The organism is Pseudomonas zeae, from assembly GCF_014268485.2.
In the GTDB taxonomy this organism is placed as follows: domain Bacteria; phylum Pseudomonadota; class Gammaproteobacteria; order Pseudomonadales; family Pseudomonadaceae; genus Aquipseudomonas; species Aquipseudomonas neuropathica.
This window is the reverse complement of the sequence record NZ_CP077090.1, coordinates 5,837,728-5,862,359: the sequence shown is the minus strand read 5'-3', so window position 1 is coordinate 5,862,359 and position 24,632 is coordinate 5,837,728. Positions and strand designations below refer to the sequence as shown.

Here is a 24,632-nt window from a genome sequence, read left to right as displayed (position 1 = left end):
ACTTTTTCAGCGCGCACGCATTGATAACCATCAAGTGAACGACGCGCATGGTCTGGCCGGGCTTCGCCTGCGCTGCAATCATTCATCTGTCACTGACCCAAGGTTCTCCATGGCTCAATACGTCTTCACCATGCATCGGCTGGGCAAAGTTGTTCCGCCGAAGCGGGAAATTCTCAAAAACATTTCGCTGTCGTTCTTCCCCGGCGCCAAGATCGGTGTACTCGGCCTCAACGGTTCGGGTAAGTCCACGCTGCTGAAAATCATGGCTGGCGTCGACACCGAGTTCGAGGGCGAAGCCCGTCCGATGCCGGACCTGAACATCGGTTATCTGCCGCAAGAGCCACAACTTGATCCGACCAAGACCGTGCGTGAAGTGGTCGAGGAAGCGGTCAGCGTGATCAAGGATGCGCAAGCGCGTCTGGACGAGGTCTACGCCGCTTACGCCGATCCGGATGCCGACTTCGACAAGCTGGCCGCCGAGCAAGCCAAACTCGAAGCGATCCTGCAGGCCAGCGATGGTCACAACCTTGAGCGTCAACTGGAAGTCGCCGCCGATGCGCTGCGTCTGCCGGCCTGGGACGCCAAAGTAGAACACCTGTCCGGTGGTGAAAAACGCCGTGTGGCCCTGTGCCGTCTGCTGCTGTCCGCGCCGGACATGCTGCTGCTCGACGAACCGACCAACCACTTGGACGCCGACTCGGTGGCGTGGCTGGAGCACTTCCTCCACGACTTCCCGGGCACTGTGGTAGCGATCACGCACGACCGTTACTTCCTCGATAACGTCGCTGGCTGGATTCTCGAACTCGACCGCGGCGCGGGCATTCCATACGAAGGCAACTACTCCGGTTGGCTTGAAGCCAAGTCCGATCGTCTGGCCGCTGAATCCAAGCAGCAGTCGGCTCACGAAAAAGCCATGAAAGAAGAACTGGAGTGGGTGCGCAAAGGCGCGAAAGCCCGCCAGTCGAAATCCAAGGCGCGTCTGCAACGCTTCGAAGAAATGCAATCGCAGGAATTCCAGAAGCGCAGCGAAACCAACGAGATCTACATCCCGGCCGGTCCGCGCCTGGGCGACAAGGTCATCGAATTCAAGAACGTCACCAAGGGCTACGGCGACCGCGTGCTGATCGACAACCTGTCGTTCTCGATGCCGAAAGGCGCCATTGTCGGCGTGATCGGCGGTAACGGTGCCGGTAAGTCGACCCTGTTCCGCATGCTGATGGGCAAGGAACAACCGGATTCGGGCAGCATCGAAGTCGGTGAAACCGTGCAACTGGCCTGCGTTGACCAGAGCCGTGATGACCTGGATGGCAGCAAGACTGTATTCCAGCAAATCTCCGACGGTTCCGACCAGATCCGCATCGGCAACTACGAGATCCCGTCGCGTACCTACGTCGGTCGTTTCAACTTCAAGGGCGGCGATCAGCAGAAGTTCGTCAAGGATCTGTCCGGTGGTGAGCGCGGTCGTCTGCACCTGGCGCTGACTCTGAAGGAGGGCGGCAACGTCCTGCTGCTCGACGAACCGTCCAACGACCTCGACGTGGAAACCCTGCGTTCCCTGGAAGAAGCCCTGCTGGACTTCCCGGGCGCTGCCATTGTGATCTCTCACGATCGGTGGTTCCTGGACCGTGTGGCGACGCACATCCTGGCGTACGAAGATGACTCGCAAGCGGTGTTCTTCGAAGGCAACTACACCGAGTACGAAGCGGATCGTAAAAAGCGTCTCGGCGAAGCGGCTGCTCAGCCACACCGGGTACGTCACAAGAAACTGGCCTGATATCGGGTTGGTGGCATAAAAGAGCGGAGCCTTCGGGCTCCGTTTTTTTTGCCTGGTTTTTGTCAGCGAGACCGAGGCGATCCCTTCGCGAGCAGGCTCGCTCCCACATTTGAAATGCATTCCCCTGTGGGAGCGAGCCTGCTCGCGAAAGCGGTGTGACTGTTGGTGCATTGTCCGAGGTCTATCTCACCAATCAGGTGCAACAACAGTCCAAAAAGGCCTCTGATTTATATCCTGTGCACCATTTAATTTCATAACTGCGACATTTTGCTCTGTTCCTGTGCGCATTTCGTTTGTTACAGTCCGGCCCAATCTCCTCCAACGACAATAAATTTGCCGAGACTTTTCCCATGATCGAATCCGTCGAATCCTTCCTCGCTCGCCTGAAAAAACGCGACCCGGATCAACCCGAATTCCACCAGGCCGTCGAAGAAGTCCTGCGCAGTTTGTGGCCGTTTCTCGAAGCCAATCCGCATTACCTGACCGCGGGGATTCTGGAGCGCATCTGCGAGCCGGAGCGCGCGGTGATGTTTCGCGTGTCGTGGGTCGACGATCAGGGCAAAGTCCGGGTCAATCGCGGGTTCCGCATCCAGATGAACAGCGCCATCGGCCCGTACAAGGGTGGCCTGCGTTTCCATCCGTCGGTGAACATGGGCGTGCTGAAATTCCTCGCCTTCGAACAGACCTTCAAAAACTCCCTGACCTCGTTGCCCATGGGCGGCGGCAAGGGCGGCTCCGACTTCGATCCGAAGGGTAAGAGCGACGCTGAAGTCATGCGTTTCTGCCAGGCGTTCATGAGCGAGTTGTACCGCCACATCGGCGCCGACGTTGACGTGCCGGCCGGTGACATCGGCGTCGGTGCGCGCGAGATCGGTTTCCTGTTTGGCCAGTACAAGCGCCTGAGCAACCAGTTCACCAGTGTGCTGACCGGCAAAGGCATGACCTACGGCGGCAGCCTGATTCGTCCGGAAGCCACCGGTTTCGGCTGCGTATATTTCGCTGAAGAAATGCTCAAGCGTCGCGGGCAGACCGTCGAAGGCAAGCGTGTGGCGATCTCCGGTTCCGGCAACGTCGCGCAATACGCGGCGCGCAAGGTGATGGACCTGGGCGGCAAGGTGATTTCCCTGTCCGACTCCGAAGGCACGTTGTATTGCGAAGCCGGGTTGAGTGAAGAGCAGTGGCTGGCGCTGCTGGAACTGAAAAACGTCAAACGTGGACGCATTAGCGAATTGGCCGCAGCGTTCGGCCTGGAATTCCGCGCCGGTCAGTTGCCCTGGTCGTTGCCGTGCGACATCGCGCTGCCGTGCGCTACGCAGAACGAACTCGACGCCGAAGCCGCGCGCACACTGCTGCGCAATGGCTGCGTGTGCGTAGCTGAGGGCGCGAACATGCCAACCACGCTCGAGGCTGTGGATATCTTCATCGAGGCCGGGATTCTGTTTGCGCCGGGCAAAGCGTCCAACGCTGGCGGCGTGGCAGTGAGCGGTCTGGAGATGTCGCAGAACGCCATGCGCTTGCTGTGGACGGCCGGTGAGGTGGACAGCAAGCTGCACGCGATCATGCAGTCGATCCACCACGCTTGTGTGCACTACGGCGAAGAGAACGGGCGGATCAACTACGTCAAAGGCGCGAACATCGCCGGCTTCGTCAAAGTCGCCGACGCAATGCTCGCGCAGGGCGTGGTTTAAGCCGGTTCGATGCGGATCACTTCAATCATTTGATCGCCGGCGGGGCGTTGCCACAGCACCTCGTCATTGAGCTGCGCACCGAGCAGCGCCCGGCCCAGCGGTGAGCCCCAATTGATCAGGCCTTTGCCGGCATCGGCCTGATCTTCGCCAACCAGTTGCACACGCCGTTCGGTGTCGTGCTCATCGGCGTAGGTGACCCAGCTGCCGATTTGCACTTTGTCGGTGGAGGTCGCGGCAACCGCGACTTGTGCGCTGCTCAGGCGTTGATTGAAATACCGCAAATCCCTTTCGAGATCCGCCAGACGCTGCTTGTCAGCCTGCTCCCCTTTGGCCGATTGTTCGGCATGCAAGGTTTGCAGTTCGGCGACCTTCGCCTGTAACTGCGCCAGCCCTTGCGGCGTGACGTAATTGGGCTGCGTGCTGACCTGCCGTTCTACCGGCTGATCGGCTTGCGCGGCGGCGTTGTCTTCGTTGACGAATGCGCGACTCATGGTGTCCTCCTCGTATGAGGTTTGGGCCATGCTCGCAGGCATTTGGTTTCACTGGATGTCTGGAAACGACCTATTGCGAGCGATAGGCCCGCCCGGCGTCCTGATCTTTCTGCTGTTGCCAGGCGCGTTCGCGCTCGTCCCAGTGTTCGTTGCGATACTCTTCGCGGCCCTTGTTTTCCAGCATGGCCTGACACTGCCGAAAGCCGTCGGTCCAGCCTTCGGCGTACTGCTTGTCCTTCAGATAGCGCGGCACGTTCTTGCGAAACTCGCCGCTGATCGAACCGGCGGCTTGCCGACCACTGACGCAACCGTCATCAAAACCGTCGGCGAAGGCCGGTGGATAACCCTTGGCGATCAGATCTTCATGGGTGGTCTGGCAACCGCCCAGTAACAGCACAACACCCAGCAAACCCGCACACCGCCACATCGCACTCTCCCGCGCCGGTTCTCCGGCCTATGGGGAAAGTCTAGAAGCTGATTCATGAGGCGGCTGTCGAAGCGCCGTGAAAAATCCATCAACACCACAAGACCAAATGTGGGAGCGAGCCTGCTCGCGAATGCAATCGGTCATTCAACAAAGATGCTGACTGACCCACCGCTTTCGCGAGCAGGCTCGCTCCCACAGGGGGAATTTGTCGGGCTTCAGATCAGTAGTGATACCACTTCACTTCAAGCATGACTTCCGTTTCCGGGGTGGCGAGATGGCTGAACTCACGCTGCGCACTCAGACGTAAACCGAGGTTGCGCGACAACTCCCACTGCTGATTCAGGCTCAGGCTACGGCGCACTTCGCCATTGAAGAAGTAATCACCCTTGGCTTCGAGGCTGAGATTGCCCAGCGGGTTTTTCCACAGCACGCCGGTATTGAAACCGCCGGCCGGGGAGACGAATTCGGCAAAGTCATTGTTGTGCTCGATGCGCACGGTGCCGAGGGCAAAACCCAATACGTCATCACCCAACGCCCAAGTGCCGCCACCGCCACCATTCACGTGGCTGACCAGCGTCTCGTCATCGTGCTTGCCCGGTACGCGCTCAAGACCACCAGTGACTTGCCACGACAGCGGTTGCAGCAGCTCATTGCGCGGTGTCAGCGAACGAATGGTCGCCAGATCCAGTTGCTGAAACTGCCATTGATTGCCCTCGTACTGACGCAGTTTCATCTGCAGGATCTCGATCTGTGCGCCGAGCGGGAAGCTCTCGGCGTTGTCGTTGAGATCGTGATAAGCCATGCGCAAGCCGTACTCACCGAACGCACGGTCGCCACGGGTGCCGAGACCGGCCTGCCAGGTGCGCGATTCGTGGCCGTCTTCGGGCAAGCCCGGTTGTGGGATGTCCAGTTCGGGGGCGGGGTTCTTGTTGATCGCCCGCAGCAGTTCAAAGCTGCGCTGTGCCCGTTGTGGATCGCGTTCCTGGCCGTTGGCGCGGTAGCGCTCCAGACGATATGCCGCGTCGATGATCAACGCTTGACGGTCGCGGGGCAGGGCTTTGAACGCCGGATCCTGCAACTGCTGTTGATCGGCGCTGACGTTCAGCACCCATTGCTGTTCGTCACTGTTCAAAGGCTCGGCACGGCTGAGCAATTCGCGCTCGCGGGACGGGCGGTATTCGATACTTTCCACCAGCCCGGCTTCCTTCACTGCTTTGACGGTGTCGGTGGGAATCGCGGTCAACGGGAATTGTTCAGTCAGACGCAGGCTCGGGCGTGCCACCTGCAGCAACTCAAGCAGACGATACGAGCAGTTTTCGTCGAAGAAGAAATAGTCGAACTGGATCTGCTTCAACTCCCACACATGCTCGACCATGCGCGCGGTTTCTTCCTGGGTCAGATTCAATCGGTACTCCCACAGATCGCGGTTTTCCAGGCTGCGGTATTCCGAGAGTTTTTCCTGATAGGGCACCAGCGCGAACAACCCGGGATAGCCGCCCATCAAACCTTTCCAGGCGTACAGAATGCTGTTGTCCGAACCTTCGATGTAGGCACCGAAGTTGATCGCGTAACTGAGCAGCGAGGTCTTGTCGGCCTGCACATCGGCTTGATCGATGCGCAGCAGGGTGTGGCCGAACATCGATGACGGACTGTTCAAATAAGCCGCCGGGAAGATCATCACCGCGCTGTGCGGCGAGACGTCCTTGAACCACTTTTTGTATTCGGCGCATGCCGGTGTCGGCAGATCGCTGAGATTGAGTTGCGCCTTCAGCCAGCGAGTGCGCGCCGGATAAACACATTGCGCATGTTGCTCGCCAAGACTGGCCGGGGCGTACAGCGCTTGCACGGTGGCCGCCAGCTCATGATCGGGATGTTCATTGCCATCGGGCGCAAGAAAGAACTTCTTGTCGCTGACATAGCTGCGCCAGCCGCCAAGCTTGGCGGTTTCGTAGTGACCGAGGGAAATCCAGAAGCGGTCGTTGGCCAGTTGCTGCAAACGTTGAGGGTCGATGTGGGGCGCGGCGGACAGCGGGGCGCAGACACAGAGCGCCAGCCAGGCAAGGCGTTTGAGCATAGTCGGCAACTTGAACAGGAAAGAAATAAAGACCCAAGGAGGGCGGGCCGAAAAAACAAAACCCGCTTCCCGAAGGAAGCGGGCGAGGTCGAGCTTAAGCCTGAGTTGCGTACTTGGCCAGACGAGGATCCGATTTCAGTACGGCCAGGGTGTTGGTATGCACGTCTTCAGCGGTCACGTCAGCCTTGCTGAAGATCTGCTGGAAGTGCTCGTGAGTCACAGCAGCGAAGTGCGCACGGTCTTCCGGCGCCACGCCCAGTACCACGGCATAAGTCGTCAGCGCTTCGCCGTTGCCTTTGGCCATGTCTTCGGACAGCTCGTTCATCATGCCATTCATGGCAAACCAGGATTTGCCGCCGTAGGTCAGCGATGCGTTGGTCGAGCAACCGTTGGTGCCGGACGTCATCCCGAAGGTGGCGTTACCGGACGTGCCGTTGGTGGTGGAAGCGAGGAAGTGAGCAGGGGTGCCACGCTGACCTTCGAACAGCATGTTGCCCCAACCGCAATCCGGGCCGCCTGGAGCTTGCGCCATTGCGTTGATGGATACAGCGGTGAAGAGAGTACCGAGAAGAATCCGTTTCATAGCTTTTTTCTCTTTGTGTGCATACCAATGGACAGGGTTCTGGCCCCCCAAGCTCTGTACGAAACAGATCAAAACGAAGCCAGTGGGCCGGTATTAGTTCCAGCCGCGCAGTTTGGAGTTTAGGCACGTTCCAGGGGTTCCGTGGTTTTTTGCAAAATATTTGGAATAAACCCCGGTTTCAGGGGGCGGGCCGCAGGCTTGGCCGGTTGTCTATGCTTTGTAGTGTGGCGCGCCTTGCCAGTGGGGCACGGGCAGCGCCAGAATGCCGCTATCTGCCCCGCCTGATTGTTAAGGAAGCCCGATGCCTGATCCTGTTGCTGCCAGCTTGCGTCTCGCGCCCGAAGCGCTGACCCGTCCGTTTTCCGCTGAACAGTTCAGCTTCACTACCACCAATGATCTGGAGCCCTTTCGCGGTGTGCTCGGCCAGGAACGCGCGGTCGAAGCCTTGCAGTTCGGTGTGGCCATGCCACGCCCCGGTTACAACGTATTCGTCATGGGCGAGCCCGGCACTGGCCGTTTCTCGTTCGTCAAACGCTACCTGAAGGCCGAAGGCAAGCGCCTGCAGACCCCGGCGGACTGGGTCTACGTCAATAACTTCGATGAGCCGCGCGAGCCGCGTGCGCTGGAACTGCCTTCGGGCACCGCCGGCGCGTTTATCGGTGACATCAACGGTTTGATCGACAACCTGCTGGCGACGTTTCCAGCGGTGTTCGAGCACCCGTCCTATCAGCAAAAGAAAAGCGCCATCGACCGCGCGTTCAACCAGCGCTACGACAAGGCCCTCGACATCATCGAGCGCCTGGCCTTGGAAAAAGACGTTGCCCTGTATCGCGACAGCAGCAATATCGCCTTCACGCCGATGCTCGACGGCAAAGCACTGGACGAAGCGGAATTTGCCCAGTTGCCGGAAGCTGATCGTGAGCGTTTTCACGATGACATTTCCGGCCTCGAAGAGCGCCTGAACGAAGAACTCGCCAGCCTGCCGCAGTGGAAGCGTGAGTCGAATAATCAACTGCGGTCGCTCAACGAAGAAACCATTACCTTGGCGCTGCAGCCGTTGCTATCGCCGTTGTCGGAGAAGTACGCCGAGAACGCTGCGGTCTGCGGTTACCTGCAAGCCATGCAGGTCTATCTGCTGAAAACCGTGGTCGAGCAACTGGTCGACGACAGCAAGACCGACGCCGTCGCGCGCAAATTGCTGGAAGAGCAATACGCGCCAAGCCTGGTGGTCGGCCATCCGCTCAGCGGCGGTGCGCCGGTGGTGTTCGAACCGCACCCGACGTACGAAAATCTCTTCGGCCGTATCGAATACACCACCGATCAGGGCGCGCTCTACACCACTTATCGTCAGTTGCGTCCGGGCGCCTTGCACCGCGCCAACGGCGGTTTCCTGATTCTTGAAGCGGAAAAAATGCTCAGCGAGCCGTTTGTGTGGGATGCGCTGAAACGCGCCCTGCAATCGCGCAAGCTGAAAATGGAATCGCCGCTGGGCGAGATGGGCCGTTTCGCCACTGTGACGCTCAACCCGCAGCACATTCCGTTGCAGGTCAAAGTCATCATCATCGGTGCGCGGTCGCTGTACTACACGCTGCAAGACCTCGATCCGGACTTCCAGGAGATGTTCCGCGTCCTCGTGGATTTCGACGAAGACATCCCGATGGTCGACGAGAGCCTGGAGCAATTTGCCCAGTTGTTGAAAACCCGGACATCGGAAGAAGGCATGGCGCCGCTGACTGCCGATGCGGTGGCGCGTTTGGCGACTTACAGCGCACGACTGGCTGAGCACCAGGGGCGTTTGTCGGCGCGCATTGGTGATCTGTTCCAACTGGTCAGCGAAGCGGATTTCATCCGTCACCTGGCCGGCGATGAAATGACCGATGCCGGGCATATCGAACGTGCCTTGAAAGCCAAGGCCACCCGCACCGGTCGTGTGTCGGCGCGGATTCTCGACGACATGCTTGCCGGGATCATCCTGATCGACACCGATGGCGCGGCGGTCGGCAAGTGCAACGGTCTGACCGTGCTCGAAGTCGGCGACTCGGCGTTCGGTGTGCCGGCGCGGATTTCCGCCACGGTTTACCCGGGTGGCAGCGGCATCGTCGACATCGAGCGTGAGGTCAACCTCGGTCAGCCGATCCACTCCAAAGGCGTGATGATCCTCACCGGGTATCTAGGCAGCCGTTACGCCCAGGAATTCCCGCTGGCGATTTCCGCGAGCATCGCGCTGGAGCAGTCGTACGGTTACGTCGACGGCGACAGCGCGTCGCTGGGCGAGGCGTGCACGCTGATTTCGGCGCTGTCGAAAACCCCGCTCAAGCAGTGCTTTGCGATCACTGGTTCGATCAACCAGTTCGGCGAAGTGCAGGCGGTGGGCGGGGTCAACGAGAAGATCGAAGGCTTCTTCCGACTCTGCGAAGCGCGCGGGCTGACTGGCGAGCAGGGCGCAATCATTCCGCAGGCCAACGTCGCCACGCTGATGCTTGATGAGAAAGTGTTGGCGGCGGTGCGTGCCGGGCAGTTCCACGTGTACGCGGTGCGCCAGGCCGACGAGGCGTTGAGCTTGCTGGTGGGTGAACCGGCCGGTGAACCGAATGCCGACGGCGAATTCCCGGAAGGCAGCATCAACGCTCGGGTGGTCGAGCGCTTGCGCGACATCGCCGAGATGATCAGCGAAGAAGACCTCAAGGAAGCCGAGAAGGAGTTGGCCCAAGAAGCGCTGGCCGAAGCCAAACCGGCCTGAACCTAAACGCGGTCAAACTGTAGGAGTGAGCCTGCTCGCGATAGCGGAGTGTCAGTCGGCGAATAAGTTGCCTGGCACACCGTTATCGCGAGCAGGCTCACTCCTACATTGGTCTTTGTGGTGATCTTCGGGAAAATCGCCACAACTCTGACGCCAATATTCACACAATGACCATTCGGCGCCTTCTGGTCTCATTCGGCTTGCGCAGCGGACTTTTCTTCTATTCTCAGCTCAAGGATATCGACAGTATCACTGGATCGAGCCAGTCCTCCCGTGAGGGCTGAATACCGGCTTCACCGAGGGTCGCCGCCATGTCGCGCAACCTCTGTCTCACCCGTCAATGCCTGGGTCTGGTGACCCGTATCGAATGCGCCATCAAGCCGTTGGCCGGCGATAACGGCATGTGGACGCTGCTCTTCGCCGCCGGCATGGCCGGTGAACAACCTTCCGCCATCAAGGCCCAAGGCCCGTTTCATGGGCCGGTCGCCGCCGAATCGATACTCGACACCATCGTTGAAAGCCTGACCTTGCACGGCTATGAACTGGCCGATGATCCGCAGATCTGGAGCCTGCACCTGCAAGCCCAGTTGCGGCAGATCAACGGGGGCCGTGGCCGCGCCCTGTAGGCGCTGCCGCAGGCTGCGATCTTTTGATCTGGCTCTTCAGTGGGCAGCCTCAGGCGCCTGCGCCCTGTCGAGTTTGACCTCAAAGCCGTATTGCACAGTGGCGAGGTCGGTGCGCTGATAGGTTTCTACGTGCGTCGGGCGGCCATAAAAATAGTGCACGCCGAACAGCGCCGGGCCTTCTGCGCTCGCATCGTGGCTGACAGAAAGAATCTGCTTGAGGTAGTTGCCGCTGTCGTCTTTGACGAAGAAACGCCATTCGTTGGGCGGAAACAATTTCAGGTCCACCACCAGCAGGTTGTTCTTGATCTCCAGACCTTTGGGCAAGGACTTGGCGTCGTATGCCTGCTTGGCCACAGTCGCGAGAAACAGCGGCATTGAACCGACGGCGATCGCTGGGGTTTCCGGGAACAGGTTCAGGTCGTAAGTGATCGTCGCGCGCAGCGGATCGACCTGGTATGCCTCGGGCGGCAGTTCGATCGGTTCATCGAGTTTGCCACTGCGTTTTTCGGTAAAGAACGTGACAGGGCTGACCCCCGGGCTGAAGTCATCGCCCAGCAGTTCATCGTTGAACGTACGGCGATGGGAAAACTCGATGCGTGCAGCGCTCGGTTCTTCAACGTATTGATGGACGCGGATGCCAGCCTTCAATTGGTCCTCGGTCAGGCTCGCGCCTTTGAGCCAGTTGGCTGCCAGATCGTCGTAGACCGTCACTGGCAGATCCAGCGGTTGAATGGCCTTCTGCGTCGTGTGTTGATTGAACGTGCGAATCGGCAGATCCAGCGATTTGCGCGTCACCGTCGCCGAGGAGAAGTCGAGTACGCTGACTTCCAGAGTGTCGATCGGGCCATTGAAATAGACCTTGTTATAGCGACGCGGGTGCTTGTCCTCGAATGCCTGCTGCTCTTCGGTGAGTTGCTTCTCCAGCGCATCGCTCCAGCCCTTCTGCTGTTGCAGGTAGGCCAGTTGTTTTTCGTAGAACGCGACTTGCTCCGGGCTCTCGTTGATCGAGCCGGCGCGTATCAGGTATTGCCCGGTCTTGTCGCGGGCCTGGACGATCAGCGGATTGAGCTGCGTCTCTGCGACTTCCGCCGCCAGTGGCAGATTGTTGCTGAATTCCACTTCGGCGTAGTTGTTCTCGAGCTTCAGCAGTTTGACGCTGAGGTTGTCGTTACTGCGGGTCTGGCCGACGTCTTTTTGCGTCAGGTCGAAGCTGTACAAGCGGCGCGGTGCGATGACTTCGATCTGGCCTTGCAGGCTGACCGGTTGCGGCAGGGACTTCTTGTCCACGTCCAGTCCGTCAATGAACGGGTAGGTCACGGTCAGGTCATCGGGATTGGTGACGTTGGAGCTGGAGGGGCTGAGCTGAATGCCCGGATCGGTTTCCGACCATTCCGGCTGATAGGCGATCACGCGTTTGTTGCTCAACGTTACCGACTGCCATTCCACACCGTGTGGAAACAAGAAACCGCCGGGAATGTTCAGGTTGAACGGGAACACCGGTTGCAGATCGGTGAGGTAATCGGAGCTGGCATCCTTGTGCAGCACGAACAGGCCGTTGATAAACGTATCGACCAGCGTCTGCGGGGCAGGGTAGTGCTTGAGCACGGCGAGCGCGTCTTCACCGTATTCGGTGCGCGGCGGATTGTCGTTGAGCTTGAGTTGCGCACGTTCGAGCAGTAGCAGTGAGCCGCCGAGTTCGGTGATGGCGTCCTTGAGTTTGGTGTCGGTGATGGCGTCCAGTGACTGTTCGAACTTTGCGGTTTTTTCTTCAAGGCTGGTGGTGTGTGTTTCGTCGCCGGGCGAGCAACCGCTGATCAACAGAGCAAGGCAAATTCCGGCCGTCGTTATCGGTAATCGCACATCCATTTCCACACGTCCTGTCTGCAGTCACTGGGCTGTCAATGGTTTCGACACTAGCAGAAAAAAATCATCCGCACGCGCAGGTGGCGGATTTTCGGGCAGTTTCTGGCTGTCACAGGGGGCTGGTATACTCGCCGCCATTTCCACCCCCTTGTGTGAGATTCAATGGAACGCTTTATCGAAAATGCAATGTACGCCTCGCGCTGGCTGCTGGCGCCAATCTATATCGGGCTTTCGCTCGGGTTGCTGGCGCTGGCACTGAAATTTTTCCAGGAAGTGTTCCACATCCTGCCCAACGTTTTTTCGATGGCCGAGTCGGAACTGATTCTGGTGCTGCTGTCGCTGATCGACATGGCACTGGTCGGCGGCCTGCTGGTGATGGTGATGATTTCCGGCTACGAGAACTTCGTCTCTGAACTGAACATCGACGAAGGCAAGGAAAAGCTCAGCTGGCTCGGCACCATGGACTCTTCGTCGTTGAAGATGAAAGTGGCGGCTTCGATCGTGGCGATTTCATCGATCCACTTGCTGCGCATCTTCATGGACGCCAAGAACGTCGATCCCGAGCACTTGATGTGGTACGTGATCATCCACATGACCTTCGTCGTTTCGGCGTTTGCCATGGGTTACCTGGACAAAGTCACCAAGCACTGATCAACCCTTGATCGCTGCAAAAAAACACCGCCCGTCTGTTGCGAAACAGACGGGCGGTGTCGTTTGTGGCTTGTGCTTTGGTGCGCGCAAGCATATCCCTGTAGAGGTCCTGACTCGCCACTTTGTGAGGTGCGTTCATGAACCTGCAAGAGCTGAATGCGTTTGCCATCGCCAGGAAGGTCGATGAGTTGAACCTGATCTCCATGGAGGGCGGGATTTATCTGCTCGAAGCGCGGATGCACGGAGCGGCATATCCGTTGAGTGATCCCAAAGGCAAGATGCTGAACCTGCGATCAGTGGAGCATGCGCGGGATCTGCTGCATGCGTTTCCGGTGCTGCCCTTCAATCTTGTCCACACCTCGGTGCATGACGAAATGTGCGGCCTGGCCGGCAGTATCGATGCATGCCTGAAGGTGCCGCTCGCCTGGCGTTCAGCCCTGTAGGCCTTGCGCCCCATCGCCGGGCATCTGTGCTAGTCTGCTCGCCCTTTTGGTTCCGGGCGCGCCGGGACGCGCTGTGCTCGCACGGCAAGTCTTGTGGCCGTCCGCACAGCGGAGCAGTGTCATGTCCGAAGTAAATCTGTCCACCGACGAAACCCGCGTCAGCTACGGCATCGGCCGTCAACTGGGCGACCAGCTGCGCGACAACCCGCCACCGGGCGTTAGCCTGGACGCGATCCTGGCCGGTCTGACCGACGCTTTCGCCGGCAAGGAAAGCCGTGTGGGTCAGGAAGAAATGTCCGCCAGCTTCAAGGTTATCCGCGAAATCATGCAAGCCGAAGCCGCTGCCAAAGCTGAAGCCGCTGCTGGCGAAGGCCTGGCTTTCCTGGCTGAAAACGCCAAGCGTGATGGCATCACCACCCTGGCTTCCGGCCTGCAATTCGAAGTGCTGACTCAGGGCGAAGGCGCCAAGCCTACCCGTGAAGACCAGGTCCGTACTCACTACCACGGCACACTGATCGACGGCACTGTGTTCGACAGCTCCTACGAGCGTGGCCAGCCTGCAGAATTCCCGGTTGGCGGCGTGATCGCTGGCTGGACCGAAGCCCTGCAACTGATGAATGCCGGCAGCAAATGGCGTCTGTACGTGCCGAGCGAACTGGCTTACGGCGCTCAAGGCGTTGGCAGCATCCCGCCGCACAGCGTTCTGGTATTCGACGTCGAGCTGCTGGACGTTCTGTAAGACCTTTGTGGGAGCGAGCTTGCTCGCGAATGCAGGCGACTGGATCTAACTTGAGATTCGAGTTGAAGCCTTCGTGAGCAAGCTCGCTCCCACAGGTTTTGTATTACTGCTCATAGTTCTATCTTGTGCTGCAGTTCACTGGTCGGGCGCAAGGCCCGGGCATAGCAGAACAGAAACAGATTGCGCACCAGCTCCTTGAGCACCAATGGTTCGCTGGAATTGAGACTGCTGACGTCCAGATCCCCTTGATCCTGCAGTTCATGCAAGGCTTCTTCTTCAAGCACCGCACAGACTTCACCGGTTTCCCGATGGAGGATTCTGAGGTAAGGGTGTGGGCGATCCAGCCACGCGTCGATCAAATAAGTCATGGTTCTCATCTCCTTGAAGGGTTTCAATGAGAATAATTCTTATTCGTCAAATAGCAAGCGTCTATTGGCGGATTCTGAAATTTTCCGGGTAAAGATTGCGTAAGGTCAAAACGGCTGGCGTTTGGCTATTGCGCGGTTTTGCTGGGGTAGAGCGGGGAGGGCGAAGCTCCATCCCACGCCTGGCGCGGGATGGATGACAACGGAATCAGACCTTTCTGACGAACTCGGATTTGAGTTTCATCGGGCCGATACCGTCGATCTTGCAGTCGATATCGTGGTCGCCATCGCACAGACGGATGTTCTTGACCTTGGTGCCGACCTTGACCACCAGCGAAGTGCCCTTGACCTTCAGATCCTTGATCACGGTGATGGTGTCGCCGTCCTGCAGGACGTTGCCGACCGAGTCTTTCTTCACGGCATCATCAGACGCCACTTCGGCTTCGCCGCTGGCGGACCACTCGTGGGCGCACTCCGGGCACACCAGTTGGGTACCGTCTTCGTAGGTGTATTCGGAATTGCATTTCGGGCAGGGTGGCAACGTGCTCACTAAGGCTCCTTGGGTATGGATCGCTAAAAGTCGCACATTGTATAGGGTTTTACGCGAGGGAGGGCATAGCGCAGAAACAACTGTGGGAGATTCTATGTTGCCCAGCAACCCTAAAATCTCAGGCTAATCGGTATTCGCCCTGACTTTTCATCAGGGCGAATGCCACTCGACAGAGCTTGCGAGCAAGGGCCACCAACGCCTGTGTTTTCGAGAAGCCTCTGGCCAGGTAAGACTCGTAAAATGGTTTCCACTTGGCTGAGCGACTCGCCGCCATCGCGGCGTTGTACGTCAACCGACGGATCTCCGGATCTCCTTTTTTGGTCAGGAATCTCGGGCCATTCTTTTTACCCGAATCGTCTACCGTCAGATCCATACCCAGAAACGCGATGAAGGCATCGCTATTGGCAAAGTCACCGCGCATGTAGGTCGTTGCCAACCCGGTTGCAGTCAGCTCTCCGACGCCTTCGATCGCTTTGCAGCGGTCAATATTATCTTCGATACCCGCCTCTTTGCTGACCTTGCGCAGTAGTTTCTGAATGACCTGATCGGATCGCTCGAAGGCCTTTTGCTGGGCAGTACGTTCTTTTTTCAGCAAGGGTTCATCCGCCCAGCTCAACATTAGCCCCGTATGGTTCTGAATTAACGTCGCGCGTCTGTGCAGCAAGCTTTTCAGTACGGTATAGGCCTTGGGTGGCGGGTTCCAAAGCCGCAATTTGCTTTGCTCATTCGTCAAATAACGCGCGAGCACGCGTGCATCGCAGGGATCATTTTTGGCCCGTTGACCGACCCCGCGACGATAATGGCTAACTCGATAAGCATCTACGACATAGACCTGATGCCCCATCGTATGAGCCAGATCAACAGTCTCCAAGTGGTAGATGTTGGTGGCTTCGACAGCAATAGCGCTTTGCGCGGGCAAAGTTTTGAGCCAACGTTTGAGGGAGGCTCGATCATTTTTGACCGACTCAATTGTTTCCAGGTCAGCACGATAGACAACGACCTCGGCCTTGGCGATATCGATACCAACAACCGTCTGCGATGTAAGGATTGTCATGACGAATCCTCGGAGCTAGGGTTTAAGAGCTTGTTGGGGGCTACCGTTGCGCTGGCTTGTCTCTATCGTCGGTTTACCGATGAATTCCTTATCGGCGCTTTGGGTAGAAGGGGCGGGACGAGAAGTCTCCCACGGTCTGTACTGGTCAGAGTCAGAATCGAGTCTGTAGTCCCGCCCACCCCTTCAAGTCTAAACATACAAGCGAGCCTGCTCGCGAAAGCGGTGTGTCAGTCAACATTGATGTCGATTGGCAGATTGCTTTCGCGAGCAGGCTCGCTCCCACAGTGGGCTGTATCAGTGCGTACGGGCGACCGCAAACTCGCTCAGTTCAACCAGCGCATCGCGGTATTCGCTGGCCGGCAGGGCATCGAGGCACTTGATCGCACGGGCCACGTAATCGCGGGCCAGTTGCGCGGTGTACTCAAGCGAACCGGAGGCTTCCACGGCAATGCGGATGCTTTCCAGGTCTTCGATCCCGCCTTTCTGGATCGCCTGACGCACCAGTGCAGCCTGTTCCGGCGTGCCTTCGCGCATGGTGTAGATAAGCGGCAGGGTCGGTTTGCCTTCGGCCAGATCGTCACCGACGTTCTTGCCCAGGGTCTCGGCGTCGCCCTTGTAGTCGAGCAGGTCGTCGACCAGTTGGAACGCCACACCGAGGTGGTCGCCGAAGGTGCGCAAGGCTTCGCTCTGCTCAGCGGTAGCACCGGCCAATGCAGCGGCGCTGTGGGTCGAAGCTTCGAAGAGCATCGCGGTCTTGCCGCGGATGACTTCCATATAGGTTTCTTCGGTGGTGCTGGCGTCGCGCACCTTGGACAGTTGCAGTACTTCGCCTTCAGCGATGATGCGCGTGGCCTGGGACAGGATCTTCATCACCGGCATCGAGCCCAGTTCGACCATCATTTCGAACGAGCGCGAGTACAGGAAATCGCCGACCAGCACGCTCGGGGCGTTGCCCCACATGGCGTTGGCGGTCGAACGGCCACGGCGCATGCCGGACATGTCGACCACGTCGTCATGCAGCAGGGTGGCGGTGTGCAGGAATTCGATGGTGGCGGCCAGCAGGCGCATGTCGTCGCCTTCGCGACCCAGGGCCTTGCCACACAGCAACACTAATAAAGGACGCAGACGTTTGCCGCCGGCCGAGGTAATGTAATCGCCGATTTTCGATACCAGCGGTACTCGGGAAGTCAGCTGCTTCTTGATGATGCCGTCGACGGCGCTAAAATCGTCCGCCACCGCGCGGTAGAAAGCTTGGGGTTGCATCAGCGAGAGTCGCTCCAGAAGGGTTGCGCGGCATGCTAGGACCCCCATCCAGACCTGTCAAGGCGCGATAGACGGCTACTTGCAAGCCTGCGGCACCTTGCGTACAATCGCGCACCCTGAACTTCCTGGGCAGCACCTGCCTTACGCAATTGCAACGGGCCTTCCAGCCTTATGCAGCCATGCCAGCCAATACCTCTTCTTATAAAGAGCTGGGTGAGCAGGATTATCGGAGAAATACCATGTCTTATGCAGTAATCGTTACTGGCGGCAAGCAGTACAAAGTCGCCCCGGGTGAATACCTGAAGATCGAAAAACTGGAAATCGCTACCGGCGAATCCGTTACCTTTGATCGCGTTCTGTTGGTTGCCAATGGCGACGACGTGAATATCGGCGCTCCAGTTGTTGCTGGCGCTACCGTTGTGGCTGAAGTGATCTCCCAAGGTCGTCACGATAAAGTCCGCATCATCAAGTTCCGTCGCCGTAAGCACCACATGAAGCGTATGGGCCACCGCCAGTGGTACACCGAGATCAAAATCACCGGTATTCAGGCTTAATTTCAGCCTAATTCCTCACTAGGAGAATTGACTCATGGCACACAAAAAAGCTGGTGGTAGTACCCGTAACGGTCGCGACTCAGAAGCCAAACGCCTTGGCGTTAAGATGTATGGCGGCCAGAAAATCATTCCGGGCAACATCATCGTGCGTCAGCGCGGCACCCAATTCCACGCTGGCTACGGCGTTGGCATGGGTAAGGATCACACCCTCTTCGCGAAAATCGAAGGCGTGATCAAGTTTGAAGTAAAAGGCGCGTTCAACCGCCGTTACGTGAGCGTTGTCGCAGCTTAATTGCGCGATCGCTGGAAAAGCCCTGTCTCGCGACGGGGCTTTTTCGTTTGTGGGGTGAGTCTCTTGCAAAACTGTTTGTATGGGCTGTCGGCGTGCGATGCAGGTCGTGTTTTGGGGTCGCTGCGCTCATTTTTGCAAGAGTCTTATGTCTTGATTGTTTTTCGGCTCGTCCGTACGGCGAGAGGCGTTGGTTATGAAGTTTGTTGATGAAGTATCGATTCGCGTAAAGGCTGGTGACGGCGGCAATGGCGCCATGAGTTTCCGTCGGGAAAAATTCATCGAAAACGGTGGCCCGAACGGCGGTGATGGCGGTGACGGCGGTTCCATCTACATGATGGCTGACGAAAACCTCAACACCCTGGTCGACTACCGTTACACCCGGCACTTCGATGCCGAGCGTGGCTCCAATGGCGGCAGCACTGACTGCACCGGCAAGAAGGGCGAAGACCTGATCCTGCGCGTGCCGGTCGGCACTACGGTGATCGACTCTGCTACCCAGGAAGTGATTGGCGACCTGACCAAGGCTGGCCAGAAACTGATGGTCGTGCAGGGTGGTTGGCACGGTCTGGGTAACACCCGTTTCAAATCCAGTACCAACCGGGCGCCGCGTCAGACCACGCCGGGTAAGCCGGGTGAGCAGCGCGACCTGAAACTGGAAATGAAAGTACTGGCTGACGTCGGTCTGCTGGGCTTGCCGAACGCCGGTAAAAGTACCTTTATCCGTTCCGTTTCTGCGGCCAAGCCGAAAGTGGCTGACTATCCGTTCACCACGCTGGTGCCGAACCTGGGTGTGGTCAGCGTCGATCGCTGGAAGAGCTTCGTCATTGCCGATATTCCGGGTCTGATCGAAGGCGCTTCCGACGGTGCTGGCCTGGGCATTCGCTTCCTCAAGCACTTGGCGCGTACGCGTCTGTTGCTACACCTCGTCGATATGGCGCCGCTGGATGATTCCAGCGCGCCGGATGCCGCTGAAGTGATCGTCAACGAACTGATCAAGTTCAGCCCGTCCCTGGCCGAGCGTGATCGCTGGCTGGTGCTGAACAAGTGCGACCAGATCCTTGAAGAAGAGCACGAAGAGCGCGTCAAGGAAATCGTTGATCGCCTGCAGTGGACCGGTCCGGTCTATGTGATCTCGGCGATCGCCAAGATCGGTACCGAGCGTCTGTGTCACGACATCATGCGTTACATGGAAGATCGTGCCGATCGCTTGGCCAATGACCCGGCTTACAAGGAAGAGCTGGCCGATCTTGATCAGCGCATCGAAGACGAAGCGCGCGCGCAACTGCAGGCGCTGGATGACAAGCGTGCCCTGCGTCGCAGCGGCGTGAAGTCGGTCCATGACATCGGCGACGATGATTGGGACGAAGAAGATGTGGATGACGAAGACGGTCCGGAAATCATTTACGTGCGTGACTGATTCGTTGCAGTAAACTTAAGCGCCGCTCAATCGAGCGGCGTTTTAGTATCTGGAAATCGCAAGTCACAAATAACGTCATGGGCGGCGCTGGGTCGCGCTGCCCTCAAGCTAAGGTTGAAGATGATGCGGAGCAAGGTGACAGGTGCGCAGCGTTGGGTCGTGAAGATCGGCAGCGCTTTGCTGACAGCTGATGGCAAAGGGCTGGATCGCGCGGCAATGAGTGTCTGGGTGGAGCAGATGGTGGCCTTGCATGAGGCTGGCGTCGAGTTGGTGCTGGTGTCCTCCGGGGCGGTAGCGGCCGGCATGAGCCGTTTGGGCTGGACCGCACGACCCAGTGCGATGCACGAGCTCCAGGCAGCCGCTGCGATTGGTCAGATGGGTCTGGTGCAGGCGTGGGAATCGAGTTTCGCCGAGCATGGCCGGCACACTGCGCAGATTCTCCTGACTCACGACGATTTGTCCGACCGCAAGCGCTACCTCAACGCCCGCAGCACTTTGCGCGCATTGGTCGACCTGAAAGTCATCCCGGTGATCAACGAAAACGACACCGTGGTCACCGACGAAATCCGCTTTGGCGACAACGACACCCTGGCGGCGCTGGTGGCTAACCTGGTCGAGGCGGATTTGCTGGTGATCCTGACCGACCGCGATGGCATGTTTGACGCCGATCCGCGCAATAATCCCGAGGCGCAGCTGATTTACGAAGCGCGCGCCGATGATCCGAGTCTCGATGCGGTAGCGGGTGGTACGGGCGGTGCGCTGGGGCGTGGCGGTATGCAGACCAAGTTGCGTGCTGCGCGACTGGCTGCACGTTCCGGTGCGCACACCATCATTGTTGGTGGGCGTCTTGAGCGTGTGCTTGATCGTCTGAAGGCGGGTGAGCGTATCGGTACGTTGCTGTCGCCTGAGCGCGGCATGCTCGCGGCGCGCAAGCAATGGCTGGCCGGGCATCTGCAGACTCGCGGCACGTTGGTGTTGGACGAGGGGGCAGTGTCGGCGTTGTCCAAGGGCAATAAAAGTTTGCTGCCGGTAGGTGTGAAGTTGGTGCAGGGCAGTTTCCGTCGCGGCGAGATGGTCGTCTGCGTGGCGCCCGATGGTCGTGAGATTGCTCGTGGCCTGGCCAACTACAGTGCGCTGGAAGCACAAAAAATCATCGGTCAGTCGTCGGATGCGATTGTCGGTTTGCTTGGTTACATGGCGGAGCCTGAGCTGGTTCACCGTGACAATCTGATTCTGGTCTAAGGAAAATTCGATGCGTTTAGCGAAAGGATTGTTGGGCTTGCTGATGGCGATGCCATTGCTGGCCTCGGCCGAGGAAATCGGTCAGGTGTCGACGGTGTTCAAGTTTGTCGGTCCGAACGACCGCATTGTGGTCGAGGCTTTCGATGATCCGAAAGTTGAGGGGGTGACCTGCTACCTGTCGCGCGCCAAGACGGGTGGTGTGAAGGGTGGTCTGGGTCTGGCTGAAGATCGCGCAGAAGCGTCGATCGCTTGCCGTCAGGTCGGCCCGATCAAGTTCAAGGGTGATTTGAAGGATGGCGATGAAGTGTTCAAGGAGCGCACTTCGCTGGTATTCAAGACCATGCAGGTGGTGCGATTCCTGGACAAGAAGCGCAATACGCTGGTGTATCTGGTCTACAGCGATCGCTTGATCGAAGGCAGTCCGCAGAATGCCGTGACCGCGATCCCGATCCTGCCGTGGGTACCCGTCCAGCAATAACACCGCAAAACCAACTGTAGGAGTGAGCCTGCTCGCGATAGCGGTGTGTCAGTCGATGCAATTATTGACTGTGACACCGCTATCGCGAGCAGGCTCACTCCTACATTTTTTTGCGCTGGGATTTGTTAAATCACAGGCAATAAAAAACCGACCCTAAGGTCGGTTTTTTAATGACTACGTCGGATTAAGCAGCTTCTTTCAGCGCTTTGACGTGGCCATTCAGGCGGCTCTTATGGCGAGCAGCCTTGTTCTTGTGGATGATGCCTTTATCGGCCATACGGTCGATAACTGGCACAGCCAGAACGTATGCAGCTTGAGCTTTTTCAGCGTCTTTTGCGTCGATGGCTTTAACTACATTCTTGATGTAGGTGCGAACCATGGAACGCAGGCTGGCGTTGTGGCTGCGACGCTTCTCAGCCTGTTTTGCACGTTTTTTGGCGGAAGGTGAGTTGGCCACCGTCGAGCTCCTCGAAAGACTTTTTAGGAAATAGCAAACAAAATAGGCCGCGAATCATGCCGATGAGTTGAAGTCTTGTCAAGGGCACTTGAAACGTTCCGCTAAGTGGTAGGTATAAAGAGGCGGGATATTTATTTCCGGCGCTTGACCTGTAAACTCGCGAGCTTTGGCTCTGTGCTGCTGCGGCGCGGAGTATCGCACAAGTAGGCGCTTTGTTCGCCTGCTGTTTATCGACAGGCACAAATTCCCTCAATGAATCTGCTCAAATCGTTGGCCGCCGTCAGCTCTATCACGATGCTTTCCCGGATTCTGGGCTTTGTTCGTGACACGCTGATTGCCCGTACATTCGGCGCCGGGATGGCGACGGATGCCTTCTTTATTGCCTTCAAACTGCCCAATCTGCTGCGGCGAATCTTCGCTGAGGGCGCTTTCTCGCAGGCATTCGTGCCGATTCTGGCCGAATACAAGAGCCAGCAGGGCGAAGAGGCGACGCGCACGTTCATTGCCTACGTATCGGGCTTGCTGACGTTGGTGCTGGCGGTTGTCACTGCGCTGGGCATGATCGCCGCGCCTTGGGTGATCTGGGCCACCGCGCCCGGTTTTACCGATACGCCGGAAAAATTCCAGCTCACCTCCGATCTGTTGCGGGTGACCTTCCCGTATATATTGCTGATATCCCTGTCATCGCTGGCCGGGGCGATCCTCAATACCTGGAACCGTTTCTCAGTGCCGGCCTTTGTGCCAACGTTGCTCAACGTCAGCATGATTGTGTTTTCGCTGTTCCTCACGCCGTACTTCGATCCGCCGGTCATGGCATTGGGTTGGGCGGTCTTGGTCGGCGGTCTGGCGCAGTTGCTCTATCAACTGCCGCACCTGAAAAAGATCGGCATGCTGGTGCTGCCGCGTCTGAATCTGCGTGATACCGGTGTCTGGCGCGTGATGAAGCAGATGCTGCCGGCGATTCTCGGTGTCTCGGTCAGCCAGATTTCGCTGATCATCAACACGATTTTCGCCTCATTTCTGGTCGCGGGTTCGGTGTCGTGGATGTATTACGCCGACCGCTTGATGGAATTGCCATCCGGCGTGCTGGGTGTGGCGCTGGGGACGATTCTGCTGCCGACGCTGGCCAAAACTTACGCGAGCAAGGATCGCCACGAATATTCGCGGATTCTCGATTGGGGTCTGCGCCTGTGCTTCGTATTGGTGCTGCCTTGCTCGCTGGCGCTGGGGATTCTTGCTGAGCCGCTGACCGTTTCGCTGTTCCAGTACGGTCAGTTCAGTGGTTTCGACGCTGAAATGACTCAGCGTGCGCTGATTGCCTATTCTGTCGGTCTGCTCGGGATTATTGTGATCAAGGTGTTGGCGCCGGGCTTCTATGCGCAGCAGAACATCCGTACCCCGGTGAAAATCGCAATATTCACTCTGGTGTGCACGCAGTTGTTCAACTTGATGTTGATCGGCCCGCTGGCTCATGCCGGTCTGGCCTTGGCGATCAGCGCCGGTGCCTGCCTGAATGCCGGGTTGCTGTTCTATCAACTGCGCAAGCAGCAGATGTATCAGCCGCAACCGGGTTGGGCCAAGTTCGCCTTCAAGCTTGTGGTCGCGGTGGCGGTGATGTCGGCGGTGTTACTGGTTGGCATGCATTTCATGCCGGCGTGGGACCAAGGGCACATGCTTGAGCGCTTCCTGCGTCTGGGCGCATTGGTCGCGGCGGGCGTGGTCGCCTATTTCGGTATGTTGCTGCTGCTTGGTTTCCGTTTGCGCGACTTCAATCGCAAGGCCTTGAGTTAAGGTTTTACCCTTTATAAACAGGCGCGGGCCGGCAGTTTTGTCGGCTCGTTCACTTTGCGTTACGGTGTTGCCTGTCGTCGACCGTCGGGTGTGGTTATAATCGACCACTTTATGAGCAAGAAGCGCGTTATGCAGCTGGTTCGAGGCCTCCACAACTTGCGCCCCCAGCATCGGGGCTGCGTCGCCACTATTGGCAACTTTGACGGTGTTCACCGTGGTCACCAGGCTATCCTGGCCCGACTGCGTGAGCGTGCGCTCGAGTTGGGCGTACCCAGCTGCGTGGTGATTTTCGAGCCGCAGCCACGGGAATTCTTTGCCCCCGAGACCGCGCCGGCGCGTCTGGCCCGCTTGCGCGACAAGCTGCAATTGCTGGCTGCCGAAGGCGTCGACCGGGTGTTGTGCCTGGCGTTCAACCAGCGCTTGAGCAAGCTCAGCGCCAGCGAGTTCGTCGACACCATCCTCGTTGATGGTCTCGGCGTGCAGCATCTGGAAGTCGGTGACGACTTCCGCTTCGGTTGCGACCGCCTCGGCGATTTCGACTTCCTGCTGCAGGCCGGGCAGATGCACGGTTTTACCGTTGAAGCGGCACAAACCGTCGAGCTGGACGGCATTCGCGTCAGCAGTACGCAGGTGCGTAATGCATTGGCTTCCGCCGATTTTGCCCTGGCCGAACGTTTGCTCGGTCGCCCGTACCGCATTGCCGGTCGCGTGCTGCATGGCCAGAAACTGGCCCGGCAACTGGGTACGCCCACTGCCAACATTCAACTCAAACGTCGTCGCGTGCCGTTCACAGGTGTGTACCTGGTGAATGTCGATATCGACGGCAAGACCTGGCCCGGTGTCGCCAATATCGGCGTACGACCCACGGTACAAGGTGATGGCAAGGCCCACCTTGAAGTCCATCTTCTAGATTTTGCCGGCGATCTGTATGACCGGCGTTTGACGGTGGTTTTCCACCAAAAGCTGCGTGAAGAGCAGCGCTTCGCCTCCCTGGAGGCATTGAAAACGGCGATCAATGCGGATGTCGCCACCGCCCGTGCACTAGCCGCACCTAGCGCCCATCGCTAATG

24 protein-coding genes are annotated in these 24,632 nt (G+C 58.3%); 14 read left to right on the top strand and 10 right to left on the bottom strand.

All coding sequences use genetic code 11. From position 1 onward, the window contains the following. Positions 1–109: 109 nt before the first annotated feature. Complete coding sequence (gene ettA, locus HU754_RS25895; protein WP_099757230.1) at positions 110–1,774, top strand: energy-dependent translational throttle protein EttA; 1,665 nt, start codon at positions 110–112, stop codon at positions 1,772–1,774. Positions 1,775–2,124: 350 nt separating this feature from the next. Further along, positions 2,125–3,462 (top strand): NADP-specific glutamate dehydrogenase, encoded by a 1,338-nt coding sequence (gene gdhA / locus HU754_RS25890; RefSeq protein ID WP_099757229.1) that lies wholly within the window; start codon positions 2,125–2,127, stop codon positions 3,460–3,462. Here the strand turns inward: gdhA and HU754_RS25885 are convergent. The 4 genes from HU754_RS25885 to HU754_RS25870 all read right to left on the bottom strand — a co-directional run bounded on the left by HU754_RS25885 (position 3,459) and on the right by HU754_RS25870 (position 7,037). Further along, on the bottom strand, positions 3,459–3,953 hold the full coding sequence (locus HU754_RS25885) for a GreA/GreB family elongation factor (protein WP_186623967.1): 495 nt from the start codon (positions 3,951–3,953) through the stop codon (positions 3,459–3,461). The genes gdhA and HU754_RS25885 overlap by 4 nt on opposite strands. Positions 3,954–4,023: 70 nt before the next feature. Then, on the bottom strand, positions 4,024–4,380 hold the full coding sequence (locus HU754_RS25880) for a hypothetical protein (protein WP_095121717.1): 357 nt from the start codon (positions 4,378–4,380) through the stop codon (positions 4,024–4,026). Positions 4,381–4,600: 220 nt separating this feature from the next. Continuing rightward, entirely contained in the window at positions 4,601–6,454 is a 1,854-nt protein-coding gene (locus HU754_RS25875) for an Lnb N-terminal periplasmic domain-containing protein (protein WP_186623965.1), read from the bottom strand. Positions 6,455–6,548: 94 nt separating this feature from the next. Next, positions 6,549–7,037, bottom strand: coding sequence for a DUF3015 domain-containing protein (locus HU754_RS25870; protein ID WP_007909797.1), 489 nt, complete (start codon positions 7,035–7,037; stop codon positions 6,549–6,551). A 301-nt stretch (positions 7,038–7,338) separates the two neighbouring features. Between HU754_RS25870 and HU754_RS25865 the strand changes: the two genes are divergently transcribed. Next, positions 7,339–9,777 carry a Lon protease family protein gene (locus HU754_RS25865; RefSeq protein ID WP_016986197.1) on the top strand — a complete coding sequence of 813 codons (2,439 nt, stop codon included), beginning with the start codon at positions 7,339–7,341 and terminating at the stop codon, positions 9,775–9,777. Positions 9,778–10,088: 311 nt separating this feature from the next. Further along, the gene (locus HU754_RS25860) at positions 10,089–10,403 is read left to right on the top strand and encodes a PA4575 family protein (RefSeq protein ID WP_007909799.1); all 315 of its coding nucleotides are present in this window, start codon (positions 10,089–10,091) and stop codon (positions 10,401–10,403) included. 36 nt (positions 10,404–10,439) lie between these two features. Here HU754_RS25860 and HU754_RS25855 read toward each other — a convergent pair whose 3' ends face one another. Then, the gene (locus tag HU754_RS25855; RefSeq protein WP_186623963.1) at positions 10,440–12,269 is read right to left on the bottom strand and encodes a hypothetical protein; all 1,830 of its coding nucleotides are present in this window, start codon (positions 12,267–12,269) and stop codon (positions 10,440–10,442) included. 159 nt (positions 12,270–12,428) lie between these two features. Here HU754_RS25855 and HU754_RS25850 point away from each other — a divergent pair, with 159 nt between their 5' ends. The 3 genes from HU754_RS25850 (at position 12,429) to bamJ (ending at position 14,099) form a co-directional block, all read left to right on the top strand. Further along, entirely contained in the window at positions 12,429–12,917 is a 489-nt protein-coding gene (locus tag HU754_RS25850) for a TIGR00645 family protein (RefSeq protein WP_007909801.1), read from the top strand. Positions 12,918–13,054: 137 nt separating this feature from the next. Then, positions 13,055–13,360 (top strand): DUF6482 family protein, encoded by a 306-nt coding sequence (locus tag HU754_RS25845; protein ID WP_186623961.1) that lies wholly within the window; start codon positions 13,055–13,057, stop codon positions 13,358–13,360. Between the two features lie 121 nt (positions 13,361–13,481). Next, on the top strand, positions 13,482–14,099 hold the full coding sequence (gene bamJ, locus HU754_RS25840; protein ID WP_008078561.1) for a BamJ family beta-barrel-assembly machinery protein: 618 nt from the start codon (positions 13,482–13,484) through the stop codon (positions 14,097–14,099). A gap of 110 nt (positions 14,100–14,209) precedes the next feature. Here the strand turns inward: bamJ and HU754_RS25835 are convergent, their stop codons facing one another. The 4 genes from HU754_RS25835 to HU754_RS25820 all read right to left on the bottom strand — a co-directional run bounded on the left by HU754_RS25835 (position 14,210) and on the right by HU754_RS25820 (position 17,331). Next, on the bottom strand, positions 14,210–14,467 hold the full coding sequence (locus tag HU754_RS25835; protein ID WP_007909813.1) for a PA4570 family protein: 258 nt from the start codon (positions 14,465–14,467) through the stop codon (positions 14,210–14,212). Positions 14,468–14,672: 205 nt separating this feature from the next. Beyond that, positions 14,673–15,014: a zinc ribbon domain-containing protein YjdM gene (locus HU754_RS25830; RefSeq protein WP_016986200.1), complete on the bottom strand. Its 342-nt coding sequence runs from the start codon at positions 15,012–15,014 to the stop codon at positions 14,673–14,675. A 118-nt stretch (positions 15,015–15,132) separates the two neighbouring features. Beyond that, the gene (locus HU754_RS25825) at positions 15,133–16,068 is read right to left on the bottom strand and encodes an IS110 family transposase (protein WP_186623959.1); all 936 of its coding nucleotides are present in this window, start codon (positions 16,066–16,068) and stop codon (positions 15,133–15,135) included. A 294-nt stretch (positions 16,069–16,362) separates the two neighbouring features. After that, complete coding sequence (locus tag HU754_RS25820; RefSeq protein WP_007950962.1) at positions 16,363–17,331, bottom strand: polyprenyl synthetase family protein; 969 nt, start codon at positions 17,329–17,331, stop codon at positions 16,363–16,365. A 239-nt stretch (positions 17,332–17,570) separates the two neighbouring features. Here HU754_RS25820 and rplU point away from each other — a divergent pair, with 239 nt between their 5' ends. The 5 genes from rplU (at position 17,571) to HU754_RS25795 (ending at position 21,314) form a co-directional block, all read left to right on the top strand. Beyond that, on the top strand, positions 17,571–17,885 hold the full coding sequence (rplU, locus tag HU754_RS25815) for a 50S ribosomal protein L21 (RefSeq protein WP_003176051.1): 315 nt from the start codon (positions 17,571–17,573) through the stop codon (positions 17,883–17,885). A gap of 34 nt (positions 17,886–17,919) precedes the next feature. Further along, on the top strand, positions 17,920–18,177 hold the full coding sequence (gene rpmA / locus HU754_RS25810) for a 50S ribosomal protein L27 (protein WP_003176049.1): 258 nt from the start codon (positions 17,920–17,922) through the stop codon (positions 18,175–18,177). 193 nt (positions 18,178–18,370) lie between these two features. Next, positions 18,371–19,594 carry an Obg family GTPase CgtA gene (cgtA, locus tag HU754_RS25805; protein WP_186623957.1) on the top strand — a complete coding sequence of 408 codons (1,224 nt, stop codon included), beginning with the start codon at positions 18,371–18,373 and terminating at the stop codon, positions 19,592–19,594. A 123-nt stretch (positions 19,595–19,717) separates the two neighbouring features. Further along, positions 19,718–20,836 (top strand): glutamate 5-kinase, encoded by a 1,119-nt coding sequence (gene proB / locus HU754_RS25800; protein ID WP_099757225.1) that lies wholly within the window; start codon positions 19,718–19,720, stop codon positions 20,834–20,836. Positions 20,837–20,846: 10 nt separating this feature from the next. After that, positions 20,847–21,314: a CreA family protein gene (locus tag HU754_RS25795; protein WP_007909822.1), complete on the top strand. Its 468-nt coding sequence runs from the start codon at positions 20,847–20,849 to the stop codon at positions 21,312–21,314. 184 nt (positions 21,315–21,498) lie between these two features. Here the strand turns inward: HU754_RS25795 and rpsT are convergent, their stop codons facing one another. Then, the gene (gene rpsT / locus HU754_RS25790) at positions 21,499–21,771 is read right to left on the bottom strand and encodes a 30S ribosomal protein S20 (protein WP_003228351.1); all 273 of its coding nucleotides are present in this window, start codon (positions 21,769–21,771) and stop codon (positions 21,499–21,501) included. 252 nt (positions 21,772–22,023) lie between these two features. Here rpsT and murJ point away from each other — a divergent pair, with 252 nt between their 5' ends. After that, complete coding sequence (gene murJ / locus HU754_RS25785) at positions 22,024–23,562, top strand: murein biosynthesis integral membrane protein MurJ (RefSeq protein WP_093434803.1); 1,539 nt, start codon at positions 22,024–22,026, stop codon at positions 23,560–23,562. A gap of 129 nt (positions 23,563–23,691) precedes the next feature. Further along, entirely contained in the window at positions 23,692–24,630 is a 939-nt protein-coding gene (gene ribF / locus HU754_RS25780) for a bifunctional riboflavin kinase/FAD synthetase (RefSeq protein ID WP_186623948.1), read from the top strand. The last annotated feature ends 2 nt before the right edge of the window (positions 24,631–24,632 follow it).

Excerpts from the sequence above, each read along its gene's own strand:
- HU754_RS25875 (WP_186623965.1), bottom strand. The coding sequence starts at position 6,454 with ATGCTCAAACGCCTTGCCTGGCTGGCGCTCTGTGTCTGCGCCCCGCTG.
- HU754_RS25835 (WP_007909813.1), bottom strand. The coding sequence starts at position 14,467 with ATGACTTATTTGATCGACGCGTGGCTGGATCGCCCACACCCTTACCTC.
- murJ (WP_093434803.1), top strand. The coding sequence starts at position 22,024 with ATGAATCTGCTCAAATCGTTGGCCGCCGTCAGCTCTATCACGATGCTT.
- rpmA (WP_003176049.1), top strand. The coding sequence starts at position 17,920 with ATGGCACACAAAAAAGCTGGTGGTAGTACCCGTAACGGTCGCGACTCA.
- gdhA (WP_099757229.1), top strand. The coding sequence starts at position 2,125 with ATGATCGAATCCGTCGAATCCTTCCTCGCTCGCCTGAAAAAACGCGAC.
- HU754_RS25845 (WP_186623961.1), top strand. The coding sequence starts at position 13,055 with ATGAACCTGCAAGAGCTGAATGCGTTTGCCATCGCCAGGAAGGTCGAT.
- rplU (WP_003176051.1), top strand. The coding sequence starts at position 17,571 with ATGTCTTATGCAGTAATCGTTACTGGCGGCAAGCAGTACAAAGTCGCC.
- ettA (WP_099757230.1), top strand. The coding sequence starts at position 110 with ATGGCTCAATACGTCTTCACCATGCATCGGCTGGGCAAAGTTGTTCCG.
- HU754_RS25865 (WP_016986197.1), top strand. The coding sequence starts at position 7,339 with ATGCCTGATCCTGTTGCTGCCAGCTTGCGTCTCGCGCCCGAAGCGCTG.
- ribF (WP_186623948.1), top strand. The coding sequence starts at position 23,692 with ATGCAGCTGGTTCGAGGCCTCCACAACTTGCGCCCCCAGCATCGGGGC.
- HU754_RS25870 (WP_007909797.1), bottom strand. The coding sequence starts at position 7,037 with ATGAAACGGATTCTTCTCGGTACTCTCTTCACCGCTGTATCCATCAAC.
- HU754_RS25825 (WP_186623959.1), bottom strand. The coding sequence starts at position 16,068 with ATGACAATCCTTACATCGCAGACGGTTGTTGGTATCGATATCGCCAAG.
- proB (WP_099757225.1), top strand. The coding sequence starts at position 19,718 with ATGCGGAGCAAGGTGACAGGTGCGCAGCGTTGGGTCGTGAAGATCGGC.
- HU754_RS25795 (WP_007909822.1), top strand. The coding sequence starts at position 20,847 with ATGCGTTTAGCGAAAGGATTGTTGGGCTTGCTGATGGCGATGCCATTG.
- HU754_RS25885 (WP_186623967.1), bottom strand. The coding sequence starts at position 3,953 with ATGAGTCGCGCATTCGTCAACGAAGACAACGCCGCCGCGCAAGCCGAT.
- bamJ (WP_008078561.1), top strand. The coding sequence starts at position 13,482 with ATGTCCGAAGTAAATCTGTCCACCGACGAAACCCGCGTCAGCTACGGC.
- HU754_RS25860 (WP_007909799.1), top strand. The coding sequence starts at position 10,089 with ATGTCGCGCAACCTCTGTCTCACCCGTCAATGCCTGGGTCTGGTGACC.
- HU754_RS25820 (WP_007950962.1), bottom strand. The coding sequence starts at position 17,331 with ATGCAACCCCAAGCTTTCTACCGCGCGGTGGCGGACGATTTTAGCGCC.
- cgtA (WP_186623957.1), top strand. The coding sequence starts at position 18,371 with ATGAAGTTTGTTGATGAAGTATCGATTCGCGTAAAGGCTGGTGACGGC.
- HU754_RS25855 (WP_186623963.1), bottom strand. The coding sequence starts at position 12,269 with ATGGATGTGCGATTACCGATAACGACGGCCGGAATTTGCCTTGCTCTG.
- HU754_RS25850 (WP_007909801.1), top strand. The coding sequence starts at position 12,429 with ATGGAACGCTTTATCGAAAATGCAATGTACGCCTCGCGCTGGCTGCTG.
- HU754_RS25880 (WP_095121717.1), bottom strand. The coding sequence starts at position 4,380 with ATGTGGCGGTGTGCGGGTTTGCTGGGTGTTGTGCTGTTACTGGGCGGT.